Annotated in this window: 23 protein-coding genes; 3 read left to right on the top strand and 20 right to left on the bottom strand. The window is 68.8% G+C overall.

From position 1 onward, the window contains the following. Window positions 1–92 precede the first annotated feature (92 nt). Window positions 93–812, top strand: a complete 720-nt coding sequence (gene fnr / locus AVME950_RS04260) for a fumarate/nitrate reduction transcriptional regulator Fnr (protein ID WP_272564148.1) — start codon at window positions 93–95, stop codon at window positions 810–812. A gap of 31 nt (window positions 813–843) precedes the next feature. On the opposite strand, the gene AVME950_RS04265 is transcribed toward fnr, so the two are convergent. The 10 genes from AVME950_RS04265 to AVME950_RS04310 form a co-directional block, all read right to left on the bottom strand. After that, window positions 844–1,137: a hypothetical protein gene (locus AVME950_RS04265; protein WP_272548306.1), complete on the bottom strand. Its 294-nt coding sequence runs from the start codon at window positions 1,135–1,137 to the stop codon at window positions 844–846. Window positions 1,138–1,182: 45 nt separating this feature from the next. After that, window positions 1,183–1,467 carry a FixH family protein gene (locus AVME950_RS04270; protein WP_284428870.1) on the bottom strand — a complete coding sequence of 95 codons (285 nt, stop codon included), beginning with the start codon at window positions 1,465–1,467 and terminating at the stop codon, window positions 1,183–1,185. Window positions 1,468–1,552: 85 nt separating this feature from the next. Then, on the bottom strand, window positions 1,553–3,001 hold the full coding sequence (gene ccoG / locus AVME950_RS04275; RefSeq protein ID WP_284424818.1) for a cytochrome c oxidase accessory protein CcoG: 1,449 nt from the start codon (window positions 2,999–3,001) through the stop codon (window positions 1,553–1,555). A 111-nt stretch (window positions 3,002–3,112) separates the two neighbouring features. After that, window positions 3,113–4,027 carry a cytochrome-c oxidase, cbb3-type subunit III gene (gene ccoP, locus AVME950_RS04280; RefSeq protein ID WP_284428871.1) on the bottom strand — a complete coding sequence of 305 codons (915 nt, stop codon included), beginning with the start codon at window positions 4,025–4,027 and terminating at the stop codon, window positions 3,113–3,115. Window positions 4,028–4,051: 24 nt separating this feature from the next. Continuing rightward, complete coding sequence (locus AVME950_RS04285) at window positions 4,052–4,189, bottom strand: cbb3-type cytochrome oxidase subunit 3 (RefSeq protein WP_272548310.1); 138 nt, start codon at window positions 4,187–4,189, stop codon at window positions 4,052–4,054. Window positions 4,190–4,209: 20 nt separating this feature from the next. Further along, window positions 4,210–4,839, bottom strand: coding sequence for a cytochrome-c oxidase, cbb3-type subunit II (ccoO, locus tag AVME950_RS04290; RefSeq protein WP_272548311.1), 630 nt, complete (start codon window positions 4,837–4,839; stop codon window positions 4,210–4,212). Window positions 4,840–4,858: 19 nt separating this feature from the next. Beyond that, the gene (ccoN, locus tag AVME950_RS04295; RefSeq protein ID WP_272564153.1) at window positions 4,859–6,298 is read right to left on the bottom strand and encodes a cytochrome-c oxidase, cbb3-type subunit I; all 1,440 of its coding nucleotides are present in this window, start codon (window positions 6,296–6,298) and stop codon (window positions 4,859–4,861) included. A gap of 595 nt (window positions 6,299–6,893) precedes the next feature. Further along, window positions 6,894–8,330, bottom strand: coding sequence for an alpha/beta hydrolase (locus AVME950_RS04300; protein WP_284428872.1), 1,437 nt, complete (start codon window positions 8,328–8,330; stop codon window positions 6,894–6,896). Window positions 8,331–8,542: 212 nt separating this feature from the next. After that, complete coding sequence (gene ccoS, locus AVME950_RS04305) at window positions 8,543–8,680, bottom strand: cbb3-type cytochrome oxidase assembly protein CcoS (protein ID WP_272564155.1); 138 nt, start codon at window positions 8,678–8,680, stop codon at window positions 8,543–8,545. After that, window positions 8,680–11,169 carry a heavy metal translocating P-type ATPase gene (locus AVME950_RS04310; RefSeq protein ID WP_502869362.1) on the bottom strand — a complete coding sequence of 830 codons (2,490 nt, stop codon included), beginning with the start codon at window positions 11,167–11,169 and terminating at the stop codon, window positions 8,680–8,682. Before AVME950_RS04310 ends, ccoS begins: the two co-directional genes overlap by 1 nt. 107 nt (window positions 11,170–11,276) lie before the next feature. On the opposite strand from AVME950_RS04310, the gene AVME950_RS04315 reads away from it, so the two are divergent. Next, window positions 11,277–11,720: a universal stress protein gene (locus AVME950_RS04315; RefSeq protein ID WP_284428873.1), complete on the top strand. Its 444-nt coding sequence runs from the start codon at window positions 11,277–11,279 to the stop codon at window positions 11,718–11,720. 121 nt (window positions 11,721–11,841) lie between these two features. On the opposite strand, the gene AVME950_RS04320 is transcribed toward AVME950_RS04315, so the two are convergent. From AVME950_RS04320 to AVME950_RS04345, 6 genes are all read right to left on the bottom strand, one after another. Then, on the bottom strand, window positions 11,842–12,576 hold the full coding sequence (locus AVME950_RS04320) for an ABC transporter ATP-binding protein (protein ID WP_284428874.1): 735 nt from the start codon (window positions 12,574–12,576) through the stop codon (window positions 11,842–11,844). Then, the gene (locus AVME950_RS04325; protein WP_284428875.1) at window positions 12,573–13,352 is read right to left on the bottom strand and encodes an ABC transporter ATP-binding protein; all 780 of its coding nucleotides are present in this window, start codon (window positions 13,350–13,352) and stop codon (window positions 12,573–12,575) included. The genes AVME950_RS04320 and AVME950_RS04325 overlap by 4 nt, the downstream gene beginning before the upstream one ends. Beyond that, complete coding sequence (locus AVME950_RS04330) at window positions 13,349–14,227, bottom strand: branched-chain amino acid ABC transporter permease (protein ID WP_284428876.1); 879 nt, start codon at window positions 14,225–14,227, stop codon at window positions 13,349–13,351. Before AVME950_RS04330 ends, AVME950_RS04325 begins: the two co-directional genes overlap by 4 nt. A gap of 19 nt (window positions 14,228–14,246) precedes the next feature. Then, window positions 14,247–15,122: a branched-chain amino acid ABC transporter permease gene (locus tag AVME950_RS04335; protein WP_272564160.1), complete on the bottom strand. Its 876-nt coding sequence runs from the start codon at window positions 15,120–15,122 to the stop codon at window positions 14,247–14,249. Between the two features lie 79 nt (window positions 15,123–15,201). Further along, a complete protein-coding gene (locus tag AVME950_RS04340; protein WP_284428877.1) occupies window positions 15,202–16,422 on the bottom strand; it encodes an ABC transporter substrate-binding protein in 1,221 nt (406 codons plus the stop codon). A 31-nt stretch (window positions 16,423–16,453) separates the two neighbouring features. Next, entirely contained in the window at window positions 16,454–17,686 is a 1,233-nt protein-coding gene (locus AVME950_RS04345) for a metal-dependent hydrolase family protein (protein WP_284428878.1), read from the bottom strand. 216 nt (window positions 17,687–17,902) lie between these two features. Here AVME950_RS04345 and AVME950_RS04350 point away from each other — a divergent pair, with 216 nt between their 5' ends. Next, entirely contained in the window at window positions 17,903–18,874 is a 972-nt protein-coding gene (locus AVME950_RS04350) for a LysR substrate-binding domain-containing protein (protein ID WP_272564163.1), read from the top strand. A gap of 58 nt (window positions 18,875–18,932) precedes the next feature. Here AVME950_RS04350 and AVME950_RS04355 read toward each other — a convergent pair whose 3' ends face one another. From AVME950_RS04355 to AVME950_RS04370, 4 genes are all read right to left on the bottom strand, one after another. Further along, complete coding sequence (locus AVME950_RS04355) at window positions 18,933–20,516, bottom strand: sensor domain-containing diguanylate cyclase (protein WP_284428879.1); 1,584 nt, start codon at window positions 20,514–20,516, stop codon at window positions 18,933–18,935. Between the two features lie 125 nt (window positions 20,517–20,641). Then, window positions 20,642–22,207 carry a malonate--CoA ligase gene (locus tag AVME950_RS04360; RefSeq protein WP_284428880.1) on the bottom strand — a complete coding sequence of 522 codons (1,566 nt, stop codon included), beginning with the start codon at window positions 22,205–22,207 and terminating at the stop codon, window positions 20,642–20,644. Between the two features lie 27 nt (window positions 22,208–22,234). Next, window positions 22,235–23,095: an enoyl-CoA hydratase/isomerase family protein gene (locus AVME950_RS04365; RefSeq protein ID WP_284429570.1), complete on the bottom strand. Its 861-nt coding sequence runs from the start codon at window positions 23,093–23,095 to the stop codon at window positions 22,235–22,237. 84 nt (window positions 23,096–23,179) lie between these two features. After that, window positions 23,180–24,172: a Bug family tripartite tricarboxylate transporter substrate binding protein gene (locus AVME950_RS04370; protein WP_272564166.1), complete on the bottom strand. Its 993-nt coding sequence runs from the start codon at window positions 24,170–24,172 to the stop codon at window positions 23,180–23,182. Window positions 24,173–24,308 lie beyond the last annotated feature (136 nt).

Consider the following 24,308-nt stretch of genomic DNA (forward strand, 5'->3'; position numbering starts at 1 on the left):
CACAATTGATCCATGACAGGTGCCCGGCGTTCGCCCGGGCTCTACCACCCTGCCGGCCGCCCGCCCTCCCCTCACCACAAAGGCCTTTTCCCATGAATCCGCAAACCATCAAAGTGGCATGCTCGAACTGCAACCTTCGCGAGCTGTGCATGCCGCTGGGCCTGAACGATCAGCAACTGCAGCGGATCGACGACATCGTGGCCGTGCGCCGCAAGGTCAAGCGGGGGGCCACCCTGTTTCGCAATGGCGAGCCCTTCAGCTCGCTCTTCGCCATCCGCACCGGCTTCTTCAAGACCTGCGTGGCCACCGAAGACGGCCGCGACCAGGTCACGGGCTTTCAGATGGCCGGCGAGATCATCGGCCTGGACGGCATCGTCAGCGACCACCACACCTGCGACGCCGTCGCGCTGGAAGACGCCGAGGTCTGCGTCATGCCCTTTGACCGCATCGAGGAGCTGTCGCGCGAGGTCACGGCGCTGCAGCACCACGTGCACAAGATCATGAGCCGCGAGATCGTGCGCGAGCACGGCGTGATGCTGCTCCTGGGCAGCATGCGGGCGGAAGAGCGCCTGGCGGCCTTCCTGCTCAACCTGGTGCAGCGCCTGCATGCCCGGGGCTTCTCGCAGTCCGAACTCGTGCTGCGCATGACGCGCGAGGAAATCGGCAGCTACCTCGGCCTCAAGCTGGAGACGGTGAGCCGCACCTTCTCGAAGTTCGTCGAGGACGGCATCGTCGAGGTCAAGCAGCGCCACGTGCGCATCCTGGAGACCGCGGCTCTCAAGCGCATCGTGAACTCGCAGAACTGCCACTGAGCGGCCGGCCTCCGGCACCGGCGCTGGCATTTCATGCGCCCGGGTGGTGCCGCGCGCAGTCGGCGGGCCGGTCGGTCACCGGCACGGGGCAGCGGTTCAGCTCGAACGGCGACATGGCCAGCAGCGTGGTGAGCGCGCTCGACGCCATCGTCACCAGCCAGAAAGCGAAGAAGGCGATGGTGTAGACCCCCTCGCGCGAGAGCGCCAGCGGCTGTCCGAACCAGTGCATGTCCTGTGGGTCCACCAGGGCAAAGACCAGCATTTCCAGCACGCCCGCCATCAGGAAGGCGGGCCATGCAATCCACATGAGGCGTTGGGTCCACATTGCGCTTGTCTCCTCGTTTCGGGGGGTGGTGCGGACAGGCCGCCTTCAGCGCGGCTGGTCCTGCACGGGGGTGGCCGCATGGTTGCGCGCCTTCATGGCCGGGGCCAGGCTGTTCGGCGCGCCCTGCAGCGTCTTGTTGATCTCGATGCCCTGGCGGTAGTAATCCTCGGCCACCACCGGGTCGGGGCGCACGACCGCCACCCACAGCGTGGTGAAGCCCGCCACGACCACGATGGCCGGCCCGGCAATGACCATCCAGACGAAGCCGAACTTCCACCAGGGAGCGGCCGAAGGAAGGGGAGCCGGTGCGGCGGCGATAGGGGATGGCATGGTGTTCACTCCTGACAGGAAAAGAAGAAAGGCGGTCGGACCAGCGGTCTGGCGCCTGAAACGGTGACGGTGTGGCCGGCGGCGCTCATCGCGGCACCAGGAAGACCGACTTCTCGGCGACATGGCCGCCCGAGCCCAGCGCCTGCACGTCGAACTGCACGGCATGCGATCCGGGCGGCGCGGAGCCGTAGGGGATCTGCAGGCGCACGGCCACCCAGCGGGACTCGGCCGCGCCGATCTCCACCTCGGCGTCGGACGCCACGCGCAGCCCCTGCAGCCCGCTCGCACCGATGCGGTAGCGCTGGCCGGACTCGGTGGCATTCATGATCTGCAGGCGATAGATGTTCTCCAGCTGCCCGCCGGCCACGATGCGCGAGAGCGCGGCGCGGTCGCGCACCACGTCCACTTTGAGCGGCGTGCGCAACACCAAGCTGGACAGCAGCCCCACACACAGCGCCACCAGCACCGCGGTGTAGATCAGCACGCGGGGGCGCAGCACACGGCGCAGCATCTGCGCCCGGCCCCAGCGGGCCGCCACGCCGTTCTGCGTGGAAAAGCGGATCAGCCCCCGCGGGTAGTGCATCTTGTCCATCACGGTGTTGCAGGCGTCCACGCACAGCCCGCAGCCGATGCACTCGTATTGCAGGCCGTTGCGGATGTCGATACCCACCGGGCACACCTGCACGCACAGCGTGCAGTCGATGCAGTCGCCCAGGCCCCGGGCTTTGTAATCCACCGTCTTGGTGCGGGGGCCGCGCGGCTCGCCGCGCGCGTCGTCGTAGGTGACGATCAGCGTGTCGCGGTCGAACATGGCGCTCTGGAACCGGGCATAGGGGCACATGTACTTGCACACCTGCTCGCGCATGAAGCCGGCATTGCCGTAGGTGGCGAAGCCGTAGAACAGCACCCAGAAGATCTGCCAGCCGCCCTGCATCGCCAGCAACTCGCCCGACAGTTGGCGGATGGGCACGAAGTAGCCCACGAAGGTGAAGCCCGTCCACAGCGCCACCGCGATCCAGAGGAACTGCTTGAGCGCCTTCTTGCGCACCTTCTCGAAGGTCCAGCCCCCGGCATCCAGGCGCAGGCGGGCGCTGCGGTCGCCCTCCACCCGGTGCTCGATCCACATGAAGATCTCGGTGTACACCGTCTGCGGGCAGGCGAAGCCGCACCACAGGCGCCCCGCCACCGCGGTGAACAGGAACAGCGACATCGCGCTGACGATGAGCAGGCCCGTGAGGTAGATGAAATCCTGCGGGTACAGCACCAGCCCGAACAGGTAAAAGCGCCGCGCGCCCAGGTCGAACAGCACCATCTGCCGCTCACCCCACTGCAGCCAGGGCAGCGCATAGAAAACGAGCTGCGTGAGGGCCACCATGGCCCAGCGCCAGCGGGCGAACAGGCCGCGGATGGAGCGCGGGTAGATCTTCTTTTGCGCCTCGTACAGCGACACCATCTCGGCGGCCGCATCGGCGGCGCCAGGCGCGACCGGGGTGATGGGAATGACCTTGCGGGCAGGCCCGCTGGGTGGCTTCATGGCAGTTCTCGAAAGGGTGGGCCGGCAAGGGACCGCGTCAGCGGCTGCGCCGCCGGCCAGGGCGCGCCGCGGGCAAGGCCCGGATCGCGTTCCCCAGTGGCATCGGCGCCGTCAGCGCACCGCGTTCGCGCGGTGGGACAGGCCCCACACGTAGGCGGTGAGCACGCCGATCTGGGCCTCGGTCAGCTTGTCGGCCTGGGCCGGCATCACGTTGACCTTGCCGTGGTTGACCATGGCGGTGATGGCCGCCTCGCCCCAGCCGTGCAGCCAGACGTCGTCGGTCAGGTTGGGCGCGCCCAGGGCCGTATTGCCCTTGCCGTCCATGCCGTGGCAGGCCGCGCAGGCGGTGAACTTGGACTTGCCCAGCGAGGCGCGCAGCGAGTCGTGCGGACTGCCCGACAGGCTCAGCACATAGTGCGCGAGGTTGCGGATGTCCTCCGGCGAACCCACGGCCGCGGCCATGGGCGGCATGGTGCCCATGCGGCCCTTCTCCAGCGTCTCGCGGATGTTCTCCGGCGCGCCGCCGTGCAGCCAGTCGTTGTCGGACAGGTTGGGAAAGCCCTTGCTGCCCCGTGCGTCCGAACCGTGGCACTGCGCGCAGTTGTTCATGAACAGGCGCTCGCCAATGGCCATGGCCTCGGGGTTGGCGGCCATGTCCTCCGTCTTCATCGCGGCGAACCGGGCGTACAGCGGCGCGAGCTCGGTGCGCGCCTTGGCCATCTCGGCCTCGTACTCGCCGGCCTGCGTCCAGCCGAACTGGCCGGCGAAGCGGCCCAGGCCCGGATAGACGGCCAGGTAGCCGAAGCCGAAGACGATTGTGAGCACGAACAGCCACATCCACCAGCGCGGCATGGGGTTGTCCATCTCCCGCAGGTCCTCGTCCCAGACGTGGCCCGTGGTGTTGTCGGTGCTGGGCGCGACCTTCTTGCGGGCCGTGATCCAGAGCAGCAGCAGGCAGCCCAGGATGCCGACCACGGTCAGCCCCGCCACGTAGACCGACCAGAAATTGTGGGTGAAGTCACTCATGTCGTTCTCATTGTTTTTTGCGGATCAGTCTTGCTCGAAGGGCAGGCGCGCGGCCTCCTCGAACCGGGCGCGGTTGCGGCGCGAGAACGCCCAGACCAGGATGCCGAGGAAGCACGCCAGCGATGCCAGCGTGGCGACGATGCGCACAGTGGTGATGTCCATGACCAGCTCCTTGCGGTTCGTTACTTGAGGGCGCGGCCCATGACCTGCAGGTAGGCCACGAGCACGTCCATCTCGGTCTTGCCCTTGACCTCCTCGGACGCGGCGGCGATCTGCTCGTCGGTGTAGGGCACGCCCACCGTGCGCAGCGCCTTCATGCGCGGCGCGGCCACGGCGGGATCGACGGGCGTCTTCTCCAGCCAGCTGTAGGCGGGCATGTTGGATTCGGGCACCACGTCGCGCGGGTTGTTCAGGTGGATGCGGTGCCACTCGTCGCTGTACTTGCCGCCCACGCGATGCAGGTCGGGGCCGGTGCGCTTGCTGCCCCACTGGAAGGGGTGGTCGTACACGAACTCGCCGGCCACCGAGTAGTGGCCGTAGCGCAGCGTCTCGGCGCGGAAGGGGCGGATCATCTGCGAGTGGCAGTTGTAGCAACCCTCGCGCAGGTAGATGTCGCGGCCCAGCAGCTGCACCGCGGTGTAGGGCTGCACGCCCGTCACGGGCTCGGTGGTGGACTTCTGGAAGAACAGCGGCACGATCTCGGCCAGGCCGCCGATGGCGACCACCAGCACGATCAGCACGATCATCAGGAAGTTGTTGGTTTCGATCTTCTCGTGCGAGAAGCCGGCCGATTTGGGGTTGTGTTCGGACATGGAATGCGCTCCTCGGGGCTCAGGCATGGGCCGTGTTCACGGCGGGGATCGACACCTTGACCGAGCGGCCCGAGATGGCGGTGGCCCACACGTTCCAGGCCATCACCAGCATGCCGCCCAGGTACAGCAGGCCGCCGGCGAAGCGGACCACGTAGAACGGATAGGTGGCCTTCACGCTTTCGACGAAGGTATAGGTGAGCGTGCCGTCGGGGTTGACCGCGCGCCACATCAGGCCCTGCATGACGCCGGCGATCCACATCGCGGCGATGTACAGCACGATGCCGATGGTGGACATCCAGAAGTGCAGCTCGATGGCAGGCACCGAGTGCATCTTTTCCCGGCCGAACAGGCGCGGGATCAGGTAGTACAGCGAACCCATGGTGATCAGGCCCACCCAGCCCAGGGCGCCGGCATGCACGTGGCCGACGGTCCAGTCGGTGTAGTGGCTGAGCGCGTTGACGGTCTTGATGGACATCATCGGGCCCTCGAACGTGGCCATGCCGTAGAACGACAGCGACACGATCAGGAAGCGCAGGATGGGGTCGTCGCGCAGCTTGTGCCAGGCGCCCGACAGCGTCATCACGCCATTGATCATCCCGCCCCAGCTGGGGGCCAGCAGGATCAGCGAGAACACCATGCCCACCGATTGCGTCCAGTCCGGCAGCGCGGTGTAGTGCAGGTGGTGGGGGCCCGCCCACATGTAGGTGAAGATCAGCGCCCAGAAGTGCACTATCGACAGGCGGTAGCTGTACACCGGGCGGCCGGCCTGCTTGGGGATGAAGTAATACATCATCCCGAGGAAGCCCGCGGTGAGGAAGAAGCCCACCGCGTTGTGGCCGTACCACCACTGCACCATCGCGTCCTGCACGCCGGCATAGGCCGAGTAGCTCTTCATCCAGCCGGCAGGCACTTCGGCGCTGTTGACCAGGTGCAGCAGCGCGACCGCCAGGATGAACGCGCCGAAGAACCAGTTGGCCACGTAGATGTGGCGCACCTTGCGGCGGCCGATGGTGCCGAAGAACACGATGGCGTACGACACCCACACCAGCGTGATCAGGATGTCGATGGGCCATTCCAGCTCGGCGTATTCCTTGCCGGTGGTGTAGCCCAGCGGCAGGCTGATGGCCGCCGCCACGATGACGAGCTGCCAGCCCCAGAACGTGAACGACGCCAGCGGCCCCGCGAACAGGCGCACCTGGCAGGTGCGCTGCGCCACGTAGTAGCTCGTGGCGAACAGCGCGCAGCCGCCGAAGGCGAAAATCACCGCGTTGGTGTGCAGCGGCCGCAGACGGCCGTAGCTGAGCCAGGGAATGCCGAAGTTGAGTTCCGGCCAGGCCAGCTGGGCGGCGATGAAGACGCCGACCAGCATGCCCACCACCCCCCACACCACGGCCATGATCGAAAACTGCCGCACGACGGTGTCGTCGTAATGCGCGGCAGCGGTTTTTGGAGATTCCATCGTGCACCTCTTTGATTGCACGGAAAGTTTCTTCCGGATACCCGTTGGGGGCATTGACGCATGTCAATCGTTGCGATGAATGCGGCCGGAGTCACAGAGCGTCAGGCCAACCACTGGCAGCACGGCTGCCCGTACAGGGGTTGGCATGAGTCAGCAACCACCAGAGAATCGCCAATGGATCTCTACCAAGAAATCAGGAGTCACGCCGTGGTCACCGGGCGGATTCGAACCTGAAGCGCAACACCTGTGTTGTCAATGCAAAACGCGATCCAGACCCGCGTGTACGAGCGGTTTGGCATCCTTCCAGGACCAAATTCTGGATGGCGGGCCTCACTGGTCGTTCAACAGGGACGTCACTGCTTCGCCGCTACACCGACCACCCAGACGAGACTCGCTTTCTGCGCCGAGCCGAAGGAGCCTAAGCACCTTGGTAGCAACTGACCTGAAACACCCGCGATTCCTGTCGGCTCAGTCCCGCTTAGGGAGCGAAGGAGAGTTGCCCTTGGGCTGGTTGAGCGGCAGAGGGGACGCACATGAGGCGGTGCCAGAAGGTCCGCCCCACGGGGTTTAGCCCTGCATTCGAGTCGACGCCAGATCAGCTGCCGCTGCACCCGGGCAAGGTTGCGCGGGTCGCCACGGTTGCAGCACTGTCGTCGCGCCCACCTGCATTGCGGGTATAGGTGCAGCCATAACGTGCATCAGCGACGGTGGCGGGCGTTTTCACGTCGTCGCCCGCGGGCTTGGAGCCTTTCTCGACCCAATCGGCCATCGCCTTGAATGCTTCGGACTGCTCGGCCACGGTGAAATCGCAGTGGCTGGGGGCGCGAATGGCGCGCTGCACCAGCCACTGGCCATTGCCGTTGGCCTCGACGCGGTCGCGGTAGACCTGCTCCATGTGGAAGGGCACATACATGTCGCCCAGCGTATGCAGGGTGACCACCGGGATGCGGAACTGGCCATTGACCTGTGGCACCCAGCGCAGGCCATCGGTGCGCAGGCGGTTGGCGTCGGGTGCCGGCACCCACTTCGCGATGGTGGCGTTGAAGTCTGCCACCTCTGCCGCGCTGGCATTGAACCGGTAGACCGTACCGGTGGTGTCGATTCCCTGCTTGTTCAGGATGCCGTTGAGGGTGCCGTCGCGTCCGAAGGTGCCCCACACGGTGTTTTGCAGCGGAGCATTGGCAAAGCCCTGGTCGAAGATCGGCCGCGGCCCGCCGGTCAGGTTCATGACGATGTCTTTGAGCTTCTGTCCTTGCGGCGTCACCGGCGCAAACGATGTCTGGCTGCCGAACATGGCGTCGCGCACGCGCGGAGCGAGCGCGGCCCAGTCGGTGGTGGGTGCGGCGACGGCGGGCACACCGGCCAGCTTCTGCGCCGCCAACTGGTAGGCACCGAAGTAGTTGTACAGCGACAGATCGCCCAGCACGGCGCACATCGGCAGGGCGCCCTGGTAGCGCCGCTTGTGGACCGCCGTTTGCTGCGCCTCGTCCTCGATGGCGGCGGCGGCGATGTGGCCGCCCATCGAGACACCGGTGACATAGGTGCGGGCAGGCTCTGACAGCACACGGCCGTTGGCGGCGGCAATTGCCACAAACGCATTGGCCAGCGCATTCGTGTCTTCCACGCCCACGCGCACGTCATAAAAATTCTTGGTGTAGCTGGATGCCGCCCAGGCGTAGCCGTTTTCGATCAGGTAGCGCCGGAAGGCCGGGTTGGACACGGTCAGCGCATTGCCTTCACCCGCATAGCCATGGGCGTACATCACCAGAATACCGTTCCAGTTCTTCGGAACCTCTACACGGTAGCCCGCGCCGGCATTCGTGCCGCTCCAGCGGTCGGTCTGCACCGTGGTGCCATCCATGGCCGCGAAAGGCAGGCTGGCGGTGGCCACGGCAAAACTGGTGCGGGTGTCTTGCACACGGGTTTCCTCTGGCACGAGGCCTCCTCCACCACCGCAAGCCGAGAGCAGCAACGCACTGACGGCGCCGATGGCAGCCGTGCGGGAAGGAATCAAAAAGCGGATCGGCTGCATGCTTGTGTCTCTCTCGTTAGGGGAGCAATGACGCCCGGATTGGCGGCGCCAGTCTAGGCACGGCTTGCGTTACCCCTGTGCGGGTTTTCCCGCGCGTTTGTCACGCGGGCGACGGGTGGCGGCAGCAGCGGTTGGTCTGCCATAGGGGCCCGTTAGCCGCTGCGTGACGCGGCGGGCGTTGAATGCCGGGACGGTTTGGCTTGGCGCTCCGGTCATTCATCTCGCAGGATGCGCTCGCCCTCCTGCTCCACATCCTCGAACTGGCCCCGGGACACCGCCCAGCCCAGGCCCATCAAAACCAACAGCACCAGCACGACGGACAGGGGAATGAGCAGGTAGAGGATGTCCATCACACACCTTCCAGCAGCGGCACGTCGCTGTGGGCGGCTGGTGCCGCAGCGGGAGCGTGCGGGGAGCCGGTACCAGCTGCCAGCCGCGCCGCATTCGCGACCACCAGCAGCGAACTGAGCGCCATGCCCAGCCCGGCGAGCCACGCCGGCATCCAGCCCAAGACGGCCAGCGGCACGCACAGCGCGTTGTAGAGCGCGGCCCACCACAGGTTCTGCCGCACCACGCGCAGGGTGCGGCGGGCCAGCAGCAGCGTCTGCACCACCTGCTCCAGGTCGCCGCCCATCACCACGAAATCCGCGCGCGACTGCGCCAGTGGCACGGCGCGGCCGAAGGCGAACGACACATGGGCGCCTGCCAGCACCGGGCCGTCGTTGAGCCCGTCGCCCACCATGGCCACGCGGTGGCCGCGCGCCTGTTCGGCCTGCAGCAGCGCGAGCTTGTCCTGCGGCGTGCAGTCGCCCTGCGCCCGCTCGATGCCCACCTGCCTGGCGACGCGCCGCACCGCGCCGGGCCGGTCGCCGGAGAGCAACTGCACGGCCACGCCCGCATCGCGCAGGCGGCGCATCTCGCGGGGCGCTTCGGGGCGCAGGTCTTCGCTCCAGTCGAACCGGGCCAGCTCCACGCGCGTGCCGTCGCCGCGCTGCTCGGACAGCACCACCTGCTGACCCGTGGCGCCGCCCTCGCCCCCGTCACCTGCCGGGACGCTGGCGCCCGCATGGCGCACGGAGCCCAGGCGCACGGTGCGCTCGCCCAGGGCCAGCCGGCCGCGCGCATCGGCGGCGCCATCCGCGCCTTCATCCGCCTCCCGCAAACGCGCCACCAGGCCCTGCCCGGCCAGTTCGTGCACTTCCAGCACGTGCCAGCGCGAAGCGGTGGGCAGCCCCTCGCGCGATGCCGCAGCCACCAGCGCCCGCGACACCGGGTGCACCGAATGGCGGGCCACGGCCGCGGCCAGTGCCAGGGCGTCGGCCCGGTCCAGACCTGGCGCCGGATGCACGCCGCGCACGGCCATGCCGTCGCGCGTGAGGGTGCCGGTCTTGTCGAACACCACGGTGTCCACCCCCGCCAGGGCCTCCAGCGCCTGCAGGTGGCGCACCAGCACGCCCTGGCGCGCCAGCGTGCCCGCCGCGGTCAGCATGGCCACGGGCGTGGCGAGCGACAGCGCGCACGGGCAGGTGACGATGAGCACCGCCACCGCCACCATGAGCGCATGGCCCGGGTCGGTGGGCCACCACCACGCCGCAGCCAGCGCAGCCGCCGCCAGCACGGCGATGAGGAACGGCCGCGCGATGCGGTCCGCCAACTGCGCCAGGCGCGGCTTTTGCAGCGAGGCGCTTTCCATCAGCGCCACGATCTGGGCGAAGCGCGTGTCGGCCCCCACCCGCTCCACCTTCACTTGCACGGCCGACTGCAGGTTGTAGCTGCCGGCGGTCACGGCGCTGCCCTCGGGCCGCGCCACGGGCGTGGACTCGCCCGTGAGCAGGGCCTCGTCCGCGAGCGTGTCGCCCCGCGTGATGCGCCCATCGGCCGGGAAGGCCTCGCCCGGCAGCACGCGCACCGTGTCGCCCACGGCCAGGCGCCGCACGGCCACGCGCACGAAGGCGCCATCGGCCTGCAGGCGCTCCACGCTGTCGGGCAGGCGGTTCATCACCGCCTCCAGCGCGCCGGCGGTGCGGTCGCGCAGGCGCAGCTCCAGCCAGCGGCCGGTGAGCAAAAAGAACACGAACATGGTCAGCGAGTCGTAGAACACCTCGCGCCCGAAGATTCCGCTGGGATCGAAGGTGCCCGCCGTGCTCACCCCGAAGGTGATGGCCATGCCCAGCGCCACGGGCAGGTCCATGCTCACCCGGCGCAGGCGCACGTCGCGCAGCGCGTTCGCAAAGAACGGCCCGCAGGCGAAGATGACCACCGGCAGAGTGATGACCCACGAGGCCCAGCGCAGCAGCTGCTCCATCTCGGCCGTGAGGTCGCCCGGCTGCGCCACGTAGGCGGGCCACGCGTACATCATCACCTGCATCATGCAAAAGCCGGCCACCAGCCAGCGCCACAGCGCGCGGCGGTGCTCGCCTTGGCGTTGCGCCCGCGCGAAGGCGTCCATGGCCGGCAGGGCCCGGTAGCCCGCGCGCCGCACCGCCGCGATCCACTGCGAGGGGCGCACCTGCGCTGCATTCCACACGACGCGCGCGCGCCGGGTGGCCGCGCTCACATCGGCCTGCGCCACACCGGGCACGGCGCGCAGGACGTCTTCGATGGTCAGGGCGCAGGCGGCGCAGTGCATGCCCTCCAGCACCACATGCGATTCCCAGGTCTGCGCGGTGGCGTCAGCGTCAGCGCCGGCACCCGCAGGCATGCGGGCGCGGCCGAACGATGGCCATTCCTGCGGATCGTCGAGCAGCGAGGCGAACTCGGCGCACGGAGCGTCCGGGGCCGGCGTTCCCGCAGCCAGGTCGGGGCGGTCGGGAGGCGGCTCGAAGCGGTGGGAAAGCATGGCCCCGAGGCTATGCGCCCTCCCCCGTCCGCACATTGACCTGGATCAAGCCTGCCCTTGCCCAGGCTTCGTAAGCTGGCGTCCTCCGTCCACTTCGGGAGTCTTCCATGTACCAACGCATCCTGATCGCCACCGATGGCTCCGAACTCTCCGGCAAGGCCGTGGACCATGGGCTGGCCCTGGCGGCGTTGAGCGGCGCCGCCGTGGTCGTGCTCAAGGTGGTGCCGCGCTATCCGCGCAGCTACTTCGAGGGCGGCTCCATCGTGGACACGGGCGATGCCAAGCGCATCGAGGCGCAGTGGACCGCATCCGCCAAGGCACTGGTGGACGGGGTCAAGGCGCTGGGGAGCGCCCAGGGGGTGGCGGTGAAGGCGGTGGTGAGCAAGTCCGACCTCGTCGCCGAGGCGGTGATCGCCGCGGCCCGCAAGCACCAGTGCGACCTGATCGTGATGGCCTCGCATGGGCGCAAGGGCCTGCAGCGGCTGCTGCTGGGCAGCGAGACGCAGCACGTGCTGACCCACTCGCACATCCCCGTGCTGGTGCTGCGCTGACCGAGGGCGATCCGCGCTACAGGGCGATTGCGCATCGAATCGCCCTCCAGCGCAATCAGTACCAGGGCATTGCGCTATCAAAAAAGGAGCAACCAACCGCAGCGGGCGCTCCTTCCCCGCCTCAGTGGTTGCCCAGGTACAGCTGCGCCATGCGCTCGTCGGCCAACAGCCCGTCAGCCGGGCCCTGCAGCACGCAACGCCCCTGGTCGAGGATGTAGCCCTGCTGGCTGATCTGCAGCGCCTGGCGCGCGCGCTGCTCCACCATCAGCACCGCCACGCCGGCGGCGGGCAGCGTGCTCACCATGTCGAACACCTTGCCGACCAGCGAGGGCGCCAGCGCCGCCGTGGGCTCGTCCAGCACCATGATGCGCGGCGAGGGCATCAGCGCGCGGGCGAAGGCCAGCTGCTGGCGCTCGCCGCCCGAGAGGTTGCTGGCTGGCTGCGGCAGTCGCTCGACCAGGGCGGGAAAATCCGCCAGCACCGCGTCCATGCGGCGCTTGACGTGCGGCACGCCGCGCACCACCAGCAGGTTCTCGCGCACGGTGAGCGAGGGGAACACGTTGGCCACCTGGGGCACGTAGGCCAGGCCCGCGTCGAACCGGTCTTCGGCCGACAGCCGCGTGATGTCGCGCCCGCCCAGGTGGATGCTGCCCGACACGCGCGGCAGCAGGCCCAGCAGCGCCTTCACCAGCGTGGACTTGCCCGCGCCGTTGGTGCCGGCGATGGTGACGATCTCGCCCGGCGCGACGGCCAGGTCGATGCCATGGATGATGTCCACGTCCGAATAGCCGCCGCGCAGCTGCCCGATCTGCAGCAGGTTGCCGCTGCCGCTGCCGTTGTGCGATGCACTGGTCATACCACCCCTCCCATGTAGGCCTCTTGCACCCGCGGGTCGTCCAGCACGGTGTGCGGATCGCCCTCGGCGAGGATGCGCCCGCGGTCCATCACGATCATGCGGTGGGACAGCGCCTTGAGCGCCTGCAGGTGGTGCTCGATCACGATGAAGGCGATGCCCTGGCCGTGCAGCTCGCGCACGCGGTCGCAGATTTCCTCGATCAGCACCGGGTTCACGCCCGCGAAGGGCTCGTCCAGCAGGATGCAGCGCGGGTCCAGCATGAGCACGCGGCCCAACTCCACCAGCTTCTTTTGCCCGCCCGACAGGCCGCCCGCCTTGACATCGCGCACACGCGCGAGGTTCAGGAACTGGAGGATGCCGTCGGCCTTGGCCGCCAGCTGCGCTTCGTGCTCGCGCAGGCTGCGCGTCTGAAAGAACGCGTTCACCAGGCGCTCGCCCTGCGGGTTGGCCGCGGCAGCCAGCAGGTTCTCGTGCACGGTGAGGCTCTTGAACTCGCGCGGGATCTGGAAGGTGCGCACCAGGCCCATGCGCGCGCGGCGGTACGGCGGCACGCGGGTGATGTCCTGGCCGGTGAAGGTGATGCGCCCGGCATCGGCGGGCTGCTGGCCGGCGATGGCGGCGAACAGGGTGCTCTTGCCCGCGCCGTTGGTGCCTGCAATGCCCAGGATCTCCTGCTCGGCCAGCTGCAGCGACACGCCGTCCACCGCCTTGAAGCCGCCGAACTGCCGCGTCACGGCCTCCACTTTCAGCATCGGTGCTGCTGTCGTTGCCATCATTGCGACTTCCCTCCGAACAGGCCGCTCGGGCGATACAGGGTGACCAGGATCAGCGCCAGCCCCACGGCCGCGAGCCGCAGGCTGGCCATGCCCACTTCGGACACGCCCGGCACCCAGTCCTTGGCGAAACGCGAGCCCTCCAGGAACACCATGAGCAGCAGCGAGCCGAAGACCGCGCCGCGCACCGAACCGGCGCCGCCCATTACCAGGCCCATCCACACGTAGAAGGTGATGAGCGGAATGAACTGCTCGGGCGTGATGAAGGTGATGAAGTGCGCGTAGAACGCACCCGCCACGCCGGCCAGCGCCGCGCCCAGCATGAACACCTGCACCTTGAACCAGGCCGGGTCCTTGCCCAGGGCCGACAGCGCGGCCTCGTCGTCGCCGATGGCTTTCAGCAGCCGCCCGAAGGGGCTGCGCGTGAGCCGCACCGTGCCCCAGGACACCAGCGCGACCAGCGCGAGCAAGGTGGCGAACGTCGCCACGTCCGACACCGGTCCCCAGGCCGCGAACAGCTTGGGCAGGCCCGGCAGGCCCTGCACGCCCTTGGTGAGCCAGCTTTCCTGCTGGATGGAGATGCGCACGGCCTCCGAGAAGCCGAGCGTGACGATGGCCAGGTAGTCGTCGCGCAACCGCAGCGACAACAGGCCGATGGGCAGCGCCAGCAGGCCCGAGAGCACGCCCGCGGCCACGAAGCACAGCGCCAGCGGCACGCCCTGCAGCGACAGCAGGCCCGAGGTGTAGGCGCCGACGGCGAAGAACGCCACCACGCCGAAGTTCACCAGCCGCGTGAGGCCGAACTGCAGGTTCAGGCCCAGCGCGAGCAGGCAGTAGATGAGGGCGATGACGCCGATGGCGCAAAGGTAGGCAATCATGGATTCGGCTCCTTCGGCATCAGCGCACGAGCTGCACACGGCCCATGATGCCGGCCGGGCGCAGCAGCAGCACCAGCGCCAGCACCACGAACGACAGCACCAGCTTGTAGGACGGGCCCAGCAGCGGCACGGCCAGCTCCTGCGCCACGCACAGCAGCAGCGCGCCCAGCACCGCGCCCACCGGGCTGCCGATGCCGCCCAGCACCATGGCGGCGAAGGCGGGAATCAGGCTCTCCCAGCCCATCTCGGGGCTGACGATGGCCTTCATGCCCAGCAGCACGCCACCAATGGCCGAGAGCGCACCCACCAGCACCCACAGGCTGAGCATGAGCCCGCCCGCGCGGATGCCGCTGGCGCGCGCCAGGTCGGCGCTGTCGGCCACGGCGCGCAACTGGCGCCCGAAGCTCGTTTTGTAGATGAGCACGAACACCACCAGCAGGCACAGCACGGCGATGCCCGCGATGGCCACGTCGGTCGGCAGCAGGCGCACCCCGCCGAAGTTCCAGGCCCGCACCAGCGGCAGGTCGAACGTGCGCTGGTCGTGCCCGGCGAAGAAAGAAATCAAACTGCGCAGCAGAAAGCCCAGGCCGATGGCCGCCAGCATGGACGACACCATGGGCCGCCCGGCCAGCTTGCGAAAGATCAGCGTGTACGAGCCCGCGGACACCACGGCGGTCGCGGCCATGCTCGCCAGCGCCGCGGCCCACAGCGGCCAGCCGCCCAGCATCTGCACCGCCACGGCGGCATAGGCGCCCGTGGTCAGGAAGTCGCCCGTGGCCGCGTTGGGAAAGCGGTTGACGCCCATCACCAGGGTCATGGCCAGTGCGGGCAGCGCCACCACCAGGCCTTCGATCAATCCATTGATCAACAGGTTTGCGAAAGCTATCCAGGTCATTGCGTCATCTCGTTCTTACCCTGCCTTGTCAAGAAAAGCCCGGGCGCCCCCGCTCGGGGGCCGCCCGGGCTGCGCCCGCTCACACCGTGATGGACACCACGTCGCGGCGCACCAGCTGGCCCTTTTCGATGATGAACACGCCGAAGTCGGGCGTGGCGTCGCCGAACTTATCGAAGTCCAGCTTGCTGGACGCGCCCTCGTAGTTGACCTTGGCCTTCTTGCCCAGCTGCGTTTTGCCTTCGGCGAACGAGTACACGGCCGTGCCGGGGGCGTTGGACACCTCGCGCAGCTTGGCGTTGACCTGCTCCACCGTGGCCTTGGGGCCGGCCGCTTCCATGGCCAGGGCCAGCGAGATCACCATGTCGTAGGCCATGGCGGCGTAGATGTTGGTGGAGGCCGCCTTGCCCGTGGCCTTGGTGAAGGCCGCGTCGAATTGCGCGTACGAGGTGCTCTTTTCGTTGGAGACCGTCTCCACCGAGATGATGCCCTCGCACACTTCAGCGCCCAGGGCCTTCACCAGGTCGGGATTGGCCGCCCAGCCGGGGATGACCCATTGGTTGTCGGCGCCGGACTGGAACCATTCGCGCAGGATGATGGTGGTGTCGGGCAGGTACGAGCCCATCACGATCACATCGGGCTTGGCCGCCAGGATCTTCTGCAGTTCGCTGCGGTAGCTGGGGCGGCTGGGCTCGTAGGTGACGTGCGCCGCCACCTTGCCGCCGCGCTTTTCCCAGACCTTGGTGAAGCCTTCCACGTTGCCCAGGCCCGAGGCGTTGTTGAACGCCATGGTGGCCGGGCGCTTGAAGCCGCGCTTGGCGCAGATCTCGGCGAACGCCGCGCCGAAGCGGTCGTTGGTGGCCTGAAAGCGCCACACCAGGTCCTTGGTGTCGAGCGTGGAGATGGCGGGCGCGCCCGACACGTTCATCTGGATGATGCCGGCCGCATCGGTCAGCGGCATCACCGCCAGCGTCACGCCCGAAGCCCAGGTGCCCAGCACGGCCTGCACCTTGTTCACTTCGATCAGCTTCTTGGCGGCCAGCACGGCCGCGTCGGGCTTGGTCTGGTCGTCCTCGGTGAAGAGTTCCAGCTTGCGCCCGCCTGCGCCACCCGCGGCGTTGACCTCATCCACCGCCAGGCGGATGGCCTGCTGCATGCCCGGGCCGTAGGGGCTGCCGGCGCCGGTGATGGGCGTGAGCGAGCCGATGCGGAAGACCTCGCCCTGCTGGCTGAAGCCGATGGAGGGAAGGCACTGCAGGGCGGCTGCGGCGCCGCCGAGCTTGACGAAATTTCTACGTTGCATGGTGTTCTCCGGTCAGGTCAGGGGGTTGGTGTCAGAGGTTGTTTTTCACGAAGGCGCCGTCCTTGACGATGGCGCGGATGCGCTCGCCCTGGTTCAGCAGGCAGGCGATGTCGGTGAGCGGGTTGCCGTCCACCAGCAGCAGGTCGGCGATGGCGCCGGGCGTCACCTCGCCCAGCTGGCCCTGTTGCCCCAGGATCTCGGCGCCAACCAGCGTGGCCTGCTGCAGCACCGGGCCGTTGCCCAGCACGTCGGCGCGCAGGCGCAGCTCGTCGGCCTGCAGGTAGTGCGTCTCGGCCAGCAGGTCGCTGCCCAGGCCCATCTTCACGCCGGCCTTGGCGAGGATTTCGATGGCCTGCCTGCCCTGGCCGCGCACCGAGTCGATCTTGGCGATGGACACCGCCGGCAGGCCATAGCGCTCGCCCTCGTTGGCCAGGCCCTCGTAGGTGATGAGCGTGGGCACCATGAAGGCGCCCAGCTCGGCCATCAGCTCGGCCGTGGGGGCATCCACCAGGTTGCCGTGCTCGATGGTGCGCACGCCGCAGCGCACGGCGCGGGCGATGGCGCGGGGCGTGTAGGCATGGGCCATCACGTAGGTGTTGGCGTTGGAGGCTTCTTCCACGATGGCGCGCAGTTCGGCCTCGGAATAGCCCAGGTTGTTGATCGGGTCGTTGGGCGAGGCCACGCCGCCCGAGGCCATGACCTTGATCTGCGTGGCGCCCTTGAGGATCTCTTCGCGCACCGCCAGGCGGCAGGCGTCCACGCCATCGACCACGCGGCCGATGTTGCCCAGCTTGTAGGCGCACGAGCACACGTCCAGGTCGTCGTTGCGCTGGCGGAAGTCCGCATGCCCACCGGTCTGCGACAGCGCCTTGCCCGAGGGGAAGATGCGCGGGCCCTGCACCAGCCCCGTGCGCACCGCTTCGGCCAGCGACCAGTCGCCGCCGCCCGCATCGCGCACCGAGGTGAAGCCGCGCTCGAGCATGCCCTTCATGATGGGCAGCGAGCGCAGCATGGTGAACACGTTGGGCATTCGGGCCACCGCGCCGAGGTTGAACGACGAGGCCACCACGTGCACGTGGCAGTCGATCATGCCGGGCATGAGCGTCATGCCGCGCGCATCGACCACCGTGGCGCCTTCGGGGGCCTGTAGGCCTTCGCCCACCGCGGCGATGCGCCCGTCCTGCACCAGCACCGAAAGACCCGGGCGCAGCGCCAGCGCATGCACGTCCAGCACCTGGCTGTTTTCAATCAACAAAGCGGTCATGGAATCAAAAAATCCAAAATAGGGGCTTCGAAATTACTCATGGGCTGCCGGCGATAGGGGCCAAGGCCCCGTACCGTCCCGAAAGCGGTGCACGCTGACACCTTCATTCGAAAAAAACCGTCACAACGCCGTCACAGGTTGCATTTATCGGGCCAATGGCGTCTTGTCGCAACGCCTAAAATCTCACCTGCCCATGACTACAGCTCATACCACTGCATGCGCCGCCTCTGCCCCACCCTCTCCGAACTGAACGCTTTCCACTCTGCGGCAAAGCACCAGGCTTTCACCATGGCGGCCAAGGAGCTGTGCGTGACGCAAAGCGCCATCAGCCGCCACATCGCCTCGTTGGAGGACTACCTGGGCCAGAAGCTCTTCATCCGCCGCTCGTCGGGGCTGGAGCTGACCGATGCGGGTGCCACCTACCTCAACGCCACGCGCCCGGCCATCGCCGCGCTGGAGTCGGCGACGGCCCAGCTCATGTCCTATGGCGGCGACGGCGGGGCGCTGAACCTCTCGGTGCCGCCCACGTTCGCCGCGCAATGGCTGTTTCCCCGCCTGGGGCACTTCAAGCGCACGCTGCCGCAGGTGTCGCTGAACTTCGTGCGCTACCAGCACGCGCACGACTTCGCGGTGCCGCACGAGTTCGATGCCGCCATCCAGTACGGCTACGGCAACTGGCCCAGCGCCAACGCCCGCTACCTGATCGGGCAGGAGACCAGCATCGTCTGCAGCCCCCAGCTGCGCGACACGCTGCCGCTGCGCACCCAGGCCGACCTGCAGCACGCCACGCTGCTGCAGCACATCGAGGTGCCGCTGGCCTGGCACGACTGGATGGCGGCGAACGGCTGCGACACCGGCGGCAGCCGCTTCGGGCCGGGCTTCAACCTGTACTCGCTCATCATCCGGGCCGCCGTGTCGGGCTTCGGCGTGGGCATCGTGCCCACCTGCCTGGTGGAGGACGAGCTGCAGGCCGGCACGCTGGTCGAGCCGCTGGGCCAGCGCTTCCAGAGCCCGCTGGGCTACTACCTGTGCGCGCCCACGGCCCGCACCAACCTGTCGGTGTACCGCCTGGTGAGCGGCTGGCTGGAGCACTGCTGCAGCCACGCAGCGGGCACCGATCCGGGCGAAGGCACCTCGCCCGCGGCCGGCTGCATCTTTTGCGCCAGCGGGTCAGCGGCGGCGGCCTGACTCAGGGGCATCGCCCTGCCCTGCGCCGCGGTGCTGGCAGTGACCCGCGCCGCGCCGGTCAGGCCGCCCGAGCGCCGCGCCCGGCGAGGGAGAGCACCGTGTTGCGCCCGGCCTGCTTGGCGGCATACAGCGCGGCGTCGGCGCTGGCCAGCAGGTCCTGGGCGCTGTCGGGCGCGCCGTCCGTCCAGTCGCAGCACGCCAGGCCGCCGCTGACCGTCACGCATTCGAAGGGGCTTTGCGGGTGCGCGATCTGCAGCGCGCGCACCGCCGCGCGCGCCGCCGAGGCCACGAGGGCCGCGCCGGCTGCGTCGGTCTCGGGCAGCACGATCACGAACTCCTCGCCCCCATAGCGCGCCACCATGTCCTCCGGCCGGCGCACCGACGCCTCCAGCGCCTTGGCGACCTGCCGCAGGCATTCGTCGCCGCTGAGGTGGCCGAAGAAGTCGTTGTACTTCTTGAAGAAATCCACGTCGAACAGGACGACCGACACCGGCATGCGGCTGCGCCGGCAGCGGGCCATGGCACTGGCGATGTGCTGGTCGTAGGCGCGGCGGTTGTACAGCCCCGTCAGGCCGTCGTGCTCGGCCAGGTGCTCCAGCTTGTCGTTGGCCAGCACCAGCGCATCGCGCGCCGCGGTCAGGTCGCGCTCGACGTCGCGGCGGTGCCGGACCGCCTGGATCACGCCGCCCCCAGCCAGCCCGACCACGACCACCAGCAGCAGGATGCCCAGGGCCTGCACCGAGGCCGAGCGGCGCCACTCGGCCAGCACCTCGTCTTCCGCCAGCGCGACGGTGACCAGCAGGGCATTGCTGCGGGTGTGCTCGAAGCCCACCAGACGGCGCACGCCGTCGATGGGCGACGGCGCGGTGGCGATGCCGGCGCGGCTTTGCGTCAGCATCTGGAACAGCGGCGTGCCGCTCAGGCTGCGGCCCAGGTCTTCGGCGAAGAAGGGCCGCCGGGCCAGGACGGTTCCGTCGTCCAGCAGGAGCGCGATGGCGCCCTTGTCGCCGATCTGCAGCCCGTTGAGCAGGCCGAGCACGTAGTCCACCCGGATGGTCGCGAGCGCCACCCCTGCGAACTGCCCTTCGGCATCGTCGATCCGCCGCGACACCGGAATGACCCACACGCCCGAGGACCGGCTGACGATGGGCTTGCCGATGGCGACGCGCGTGCTCGGGCTGTCGCGGTGGTGGATGAAATAGGCGCGGTCCGCATTGTTGGCCTGGGGGTTCTGCACCGGCTGCGAGTTGACGAGCCAGCGGCCATCGGGCCCGAAGACGAACATGCCGTGCAGGTGCTCGGACTGCGCGACGTGGGTGACCAGCACGGGCTGCAGGCGGTCCAGCGCATCGGGGGCCATCTCCGAGCGCTCCAGTTCGTACACCACGCTGCCGACCACGCGGCCGACCTCGGCGAACATGGCATCGATCTGCTGGGCGACGGCATGCGTCAGGTTGCGCGACGCATCGGCGGCCTGCTGCCACCCGGCATCGCGCGCGCGCCAGGCCAGCCACACGTTGGAGGCCACCAGCAGCAGCGCGACCAGCACGACGAACAGGACCGCCGAGGCGACCGACCGGTCCTTGTCCGGCAGTTTCGGGGGGGCCGGGGTCGCTGGGGACCGGGGCAAGACGGCAGGCATGCGGCAGGACTCCAGAGGGCAAGGGCAAGGGTCAGGTTAGCACCTGCCACCCCATCGGTGAAGCGGCTTTTCCCCCGCGTTCCACGGCCCCTGCCTGCCCGGGCCTGCCGTCGCCGGCCACCGGGTCAGGCGAAGAGCCCCTTGTGCTGCTCGCGCAGCAGGTTCTTTTGCACCTTGCCCATGGCGTTGCGGGGCAGCTCGGGGGCGATGAAGCAGCGCTTGGGAATCTTGAAGTTGGCCAGCTGCGATTTGAGCCGCCCCACGATGGCGTCGCCATCGAGCTGCGCGCCGGGCTTGGGCGTGATGACGGCCACGCCGACCTCGCCGAAGTCCGGGTGCGGCACGCCGATGAGCGCGCTCTCGGCCACGCCGGGCATCTCGTTGATGTAGCCCTCGATCTCGGCCGGGTAGACGTTGTAGCCCCCGCTGATGATGAGGTCCTTGCTGCGGCCCACGATGCTCACGTAGCCGCGCTCGTCCACGCGGCCCACGTCGCCGGTCTTGAACCAGCGGTGCCCTTCGGCATCGGTGCTGAACTCTTCCTGCGTCTTCTCGGGCATGCGCCAGTAGCCCTTGAACACGTTGGGCCCGCGCACCTGGATATTGCCGATCTCGCCCACGGGCAGCGGCGCGCCCGCATCGTCCACCACGCGCAGGCCCACGCCCGGCAGCGCAAAGCCCACGGTGCCGCCCCGGCGTTCGTCCTGGCCGCCGTGGCGCGGGTCGGCCGTATAGGGGTTGGAGGTGAGCATGATGGTCTCGCTCATGCCGTAGCGCTCCAAGATGGTGTGGCCGGTGCGCTCCTGCCATTCGCGGAAGGTCTCGATCAGCAGCGGCGCCGAGCCCGCGATGAACAGGCGCATGTTCCGCACCGCCTCGCGGGTGAGGCCCGGCTCGGCCAGCAGGCGCACGTACAGCGTGGGCACGCCCATGAAGACGGTAGCGCGCGGCATCGCGGCGACCACCGCGCGCGGGTCGAACCGCGCCAGCCAGATCATCTTGCTGCCGTTGAGCAGCGCCGCATGGATCGCCACGAACAGGCCGTGCACATGGAAGATGGGCAGCGCATGGATGAGCACGTCGTCCGGCCGGAAACCCCAGTATTCCTTGAGCACCTGCGCGTTGGACAGCAGGTTGCCGTGCGTGAGCATCGCCCCCTTGCTGCGGCCGGTGGTGCCGCTGGTGTAGAGGATGGCGGCGAGGTCGTCGGCCGCCCGCGGCACGGGCAGGTGCGTGTCGCCGTGGTGCGCGGCACGCTCCAGCAGGGTGCCGGTGCGGTCGTCGCCCAGCGTGAACACATGCTGCGTGCCGGCCGTGAAGGCGATCTTGGACACCCAGCCGAAGTTGGCGGGCGAACACACCACCACCGCGGGCTCCGCATTGCCGACAAAGTATTCGATCTCGCCGCTCTGGTAGGCCGTGTTCAGCGGCAGGAAGGCATGCCCCGCGCGCAGCGTGGCCAGGTACAGCAGCAGGGCCTCGACCGACTTTTCGACCTGCACCGCGATGCGGCTGCCGTCCGGCAGGTCCAGCGACGCCAGCAGGTTGGCGATGCGCGCGCTGGCGCGGTCCAGGTCGCTCCAGGTGTAGTGCAGGGGCGTGCCGTCGGCCGCCGTGGTTTCGACGGCGACGGTATCCAGGTCGTCCGGAAAGGCCGCGCGCAGGGCGGTGTACAGGTTGTGTTGGCTCATACAAAAAAAGAGGAAAACGGTCGGGTGTCAGAAGACGGGAGGACGTTTGGCCAGGAACGCCATGATGCCTTCGCGGTGCTCGGGGCTGTCCGCGTAGGCATAGGGGTCGGGGCCGGCGAAAGCGCCCGGTCCCTGCCCCGGTGCGTTGGCCGCCGGGTCAACTGCTACATTATTCATAGCAACATGCCCTAGTGGAATATGCACTGCAGGCCCTTTCAAGGCACGAAGCGTCTGCTTGTTCATGCGCGCCGCGGCGGGGGCGAGCGCGGCGATGCGCCGGGCGCTGGCCAGGGCTTCGGCGGCCAGCATCTCGTCGGCCACCACGCGGTTCAGGAAGCCCCGCGCCGCCATGGCCTCGGCGCCGAAGGTGGCGGCCTCCAGCAGCATCTGCCGGGCGATCAGCTCGCCCACCGCGCCGGCCACCAGCTGCGCCTCGCGCGGGGCCATCGGAAAGCCCAGCCGCGCGATCGGCGCGCCGAAGCGGGCCCCCGCGCCGGCGATGCGCACGTCGCAGCAGCTCGCGATCTCCACGCCCGCGCCCATGCAGGCGCCGCGGATCGCGGCCACGATGGGCACGTCGCACGCCAGCATGGCCGCCAGGCCGCCCCACACGTCGGTTTCGTGGAAGTCGCGCAGCGCCTCGCGGTCGAAGCGGAAGGCCGGGTACTCGGAGATGTCGCCGCCCGCGCAGAAGGCATCGCCCTCGCCTTCGATGAGCACGCAGCGCGCGCCGGCATCGGCCTGCAGCTGCTCGAACACGGCGCGCAGCTGCCGCCACATGGCGCGGGACATGGCGTTGAGCCGCCCCGGGTGGCGCAGCACCACGCGCACCACCCCGGGGGCGCCATCCGCCCCGTCGACCCGCTCCACACCGATGTCACCCGCCATGTCCGCCCTCTCCACCATGTCCGCCATGTCCGCCGTTTGCACTGGCCGCATCGGCCGCCTTGCCGCCCCGCCCGGGGCCCCCGGTCAATCGAGCTTGGCGCCCGAATCCTTGACCACCTTCGCCCAGCGGCGAACCTCCGAGTGGACCATGGCGGCGAACTGCGTCTGGGACAGGCCGCCGTAGTCGGCGCCGTTCTTGGCCCACACGGCCTTCAAGTCCTCGGCGGTGCCCAAGCGCTGCGTCTCCTCGACGATGCGCGCCTGCAGGTCGGCCGGCGTGCCCTTGGGCGCCCACAGGCCGTACCACGTGGTCACGGTGTAGTCGGGCAGGCCCACCTCGGCCGCGCAGGGCACGTCGGGGAAGGCCGGGTTGCGCCGGGCGCCGGCCACCATCAGCGCCTTGATCCGCCCGCCCTTGATGTGCGCGGCGGACGAGCCCAGCCCGTCGAACATCATGTCCACGTTGCCGCCGATCAGGTCCTGCAGCGCCGGGCCCGCCCCGCGGTAGGGAATGTGCGTGATGAAGGTGTTGGTCTGCAGCTTGAACAGCTCGCCCGCCAGGTGGTGCGAGGTGCCCGCGCCGGCCGAGGCGTAGTTGAGCTTGGCCGGGTTGCGCCGCAGGAAGTCCAGGAACTGCGGCATGGTGGTGGCCTGCACCGTGCGCGGGTTGACCACCAGCACCTGCGGCACGTTGGCCAGCAGCGCCAGCGGGATGAAGTCCTTCTCGATGTCGTAGTCGAGCTTGGGGTACATCGAGGGCGCGATCACGTGGTGCGTGCCGCCCATGAACAGCGTGTAGCCGTCGGGCTGCGCCTTGGCCGCGAAGCTGGCCCCGACGGTGCCGCCCGCGCCGCCGCGGTTGTCGATGATCAGCATCTTGCCGGTGGACTTGGCGAACTGCGCCGCGAACGGCCGCGCGAAGGCGTCCGTGCCGCCGCCGGCCGGGAACGGCACGACGAGGTTGACCGGCTTGGCCGGCCAGGGGTCGGCCGCCAACACCCGGCCGGTGGCCAGCGCCAGCCCGGCCGCGGCCGCGCCACGCAGCACGCCGCGGCGCTGCAAAGGGGAATGGTTCATGGTGTCTGTCTCCTGTCGTTGTGGGTCTTTGTCATGCATGCAAGGAAGGCGCGCTCATGGCGCCGGTGCCATCTGACCCGCGGGGCGAAAGGCTCGGGCGCTTTCCTTCATGGCGCGCACCGGCCTTTTTTCTTTC

The sequence above is a fragment of the Acidovorax sp. SUPP950 genome (genome assembly GCF_030158935.1).
Classification (GTDB): domain Bacteria; phylum Pseudomonadota; class Gammaproteobacteria; order Burkholderiales; family Burkholderiaceae_C; genus Paracidovorax.